The sequence below is a fragment of the Pinirhizobacter sp. genome, from assembly GCF_035317885.1.
Classification (GTDB): Bacteria; Pseudomonadota; Gammaproteobacteria; order Xanthomonadales; family Rhodanobacteraceae; genus Pinirhizobacter.
This window is the reverse complement of the sequence record NZ_DATHFX010000199.1, coordinates 1-2,404: the sequence shown is the minus strand read 5'-3', so window position 1 is coordinate 2,404 and position 2,404 is coordinate 1. Positions and strand designations below refer to the sequence as shown.

General features: G+C 65.3%; 3 protein-coding genes. All 3 read left to right on the top strand.

Annotation, left to right across the window (positions count from 1 at the left end):
• The coding region (locus VK519_RS06225) for an alanine racemase C-terminal domain-containing protein (protein ID WP_324348298.1) at positions 1-441 on the top strand (441 nt) is incomplete at its 5' end.
• A gap of 64 nt (positions 442-505) precedes the next feature.
• Entirely contained in the window at positions 506-1,894 is a 1,389-nt protein-coding gene (gene radA, locus VK519_RS06220; RefSeq protein ID WP_324348296.1) for a DNA repair protein RadA, read from the top strand.
• 143 nt (positions 1,895-2,037) lie between these two features.
• Positions 2,038-2,404 (top strand): hypothetical protein (locus VK519_RS06215; RefSeq protein ID WP_324348295.1); only part of this gene is annotated, 367 nt, incomplete at its 3' end.

Genomic DNA, 2,404 nt, shown 5'->3' with positions numbered 1-2,404 from the left:
CTTTACGGGTTGTCGGTCGTGGAAGGACAATCCGGCAGCGATCTCGGATTCCGCCCGGCCATGACCCTGGCCACGCGCCTGGTGGCGATCAACCAGGTCGCCGCCGGTGAAAGGGTGGGCTACAACGGCACCTACACCTGTCCGGAAGACATGCGTATCGGCGTGGCCGCCATCGGTTACGGCGATGGCTATCCACGCAGTGCGTCGGCCGGTACGCCGGTTGAGGTCGATGGTGTTCGCGTGCCGCTGGTGGGCCGTGTATCGATGGACCTGATCACCCTCGACCTGCGCGCCGCACCCGGGGCGAAGGTTGGCGACCGCGTGGTGCTGTGGGGTGAGTCACTTCCGGTGGAGACCATCGCCACGCACGCCGGCACCATTTCCTACGACCTCACCTGCGGCATGACCCGCCGCGTGCTGTTCGTCGAGGACGATAGCTAGCCGGCTCAATTGTTGAGACGGCATCGCGTTATCGTCACCACTTCCCATCAGGACACTCGATCCCATGGCCAAGGCGAAAACCGCCTATGTCTGCACCGATTGCGGTGCGGAACACAACAAATGGCAGGGCCAGTGCATCGAGTGCAATGGCTGGAACACGCTGAGCGAATTCGTGGTGCAGCCGGCCAAGGCCGCGGTGGCCGGTGCGGGCGCACGTCGCGGCTACGCCGGCGAAACGGCCGGTGCGCCGAAGGTGACGGCGCTCACCGAGGTCGCGCTCACGGCTGAGTCCCGCACGAAAACCGGCATTGGTGAACTCGATCGCGTGCTGGGCGGTGGCCTGGTCGATGGCTCCGTCGTGTTGATCGGCGGCGATCCGGGCATCGGCAAGTCCACCTTGTTGTTGCAGATGCTCGGCACCCTCGGCGCGATCCTGCCCAGCGTCTACGTGACCGGCGAGGAATCCCTGGCCCAGGTGGCCGGCCGCGCCCAGCGCCTGGATTTGCCCTTGGCGCCGCTCAGGGCACTGGCCGAAACCTGCATCGAACGCATCCTGGACCAGGCGCTGGCCACACGGCCGCGCGTGCTGGTCATCGACTCCATCCAGACCATCTGGACCGAAACGCTCACCGCTGCGCCGGGCTCGGTCAGCCAGGTGCGCGAGTCCGCTGCGCGGCTCACGCGCTTCGCCAAGGAAACCGGTACCTCGGTGTTCCTGGTGGGCCATGTCACCAAGGAGGGCGGCATCGCAGGCCCCCGCGTGCTCGAGCACATGGTCGACGCCGTGCTCTATTTCGAAGGCGAATCCGGCAGCCGCTTTCGCGTGCTGCGCGCCTTCAAGAACCGCTTCGGCGCGGTGAACGAGCTGGGCGTGTTCGCCATGTCCGACAAGGGCCTGCGCGAGGTACCCAACCCGTCGGCGATTTTCCTTTCCACGCACTCAGGCCCCACCTCCGGCAGCGCGGTGATGGTCACCCGCGAGGGCACGCGTCCGTTACTGGTGGAAGTGCAGGCGCTGGTGGACCAATCCTCGCTGGGCAATCCGCGCCGCGTGGCACTGGGCATGGAGCAGAACCGCCTGGTGATGTTGCTGGCCGTGCTGCATCGGCATGGCGGCCTGGCCATTTACGATCAGGATGTGTTCGTGAACGTCGTCGGCGGCATCCGCGTGCAGGAGACCGCCGCCGATCTACCCACGCTGCTCGCCGTGCTCTCGAGCTTCCGTGATCGGCCGTTGCCAGAGAAAACGGTGGCCTTCGGTGAGGTAGGCCTGTCGGGCGAAATCCGGCCCGTGCCTAACGGCGAGGAGCGCCTGAAGGAGGCGGCGACGCACGGCTTCAGGCGTGCGATCGTGCCGAAGGCCAACGCGCCGAAACGCACGCACATCGGCGAGATGGAAATCGTCGCGGTCGATCGCCTTGGCGATGCAATCAGCCAAGCTATGAACGGATAACCATGCTGCATAGAGCGGATGGTTAAAACCTGAAAGCGCACGCACTGTACCGCCGGTATAAAAGTCGCCACTCATCCGGTCGACTTATCGTGACTCCCTCAATACATGCGTTTCCAACCGCCAGCAGTATGGCGGCATCCGGGGTGAGCGCCCCGCCAGCGCCACGCGCTACGAATCTCATTGCCGTTCGCAACGTCGATGTCAGGCGCGACCATGGCGTGCAGGCGCCGGCGCCAGAATACCCCAGGGCGATGGCGCTCAAGATAGTCATCGAGAACCAGGTGCTGGATCGGAAACAGGGTGATGAAGGCATTCCCACGGCGGAGCTGGCAACGCTCGCGCTGGTCAATCGCGAATCCCATGAGCACCTCCGAAGCCGGCTGGCCAGCAACGCACTCATACACGAAGTCGGGCGCGTCAATGAGCGGTCGACCTTCAGGCGCGTGTTGGGGTCGGTCGAATCCAGTCGCGAGGGACGGCCAACCATCCTGCAGTTGCCGCCCGCGCGCC

Bases quoted from the DNA above. Each gene is read 5' to 3' on its own strand.
- radA (WP_324348296.1), top strand. From the start codon at position 506: ATGGCCAAGGCGAAAACCGCCTATGTCTGCACCGATTGCGGTGCGGAA.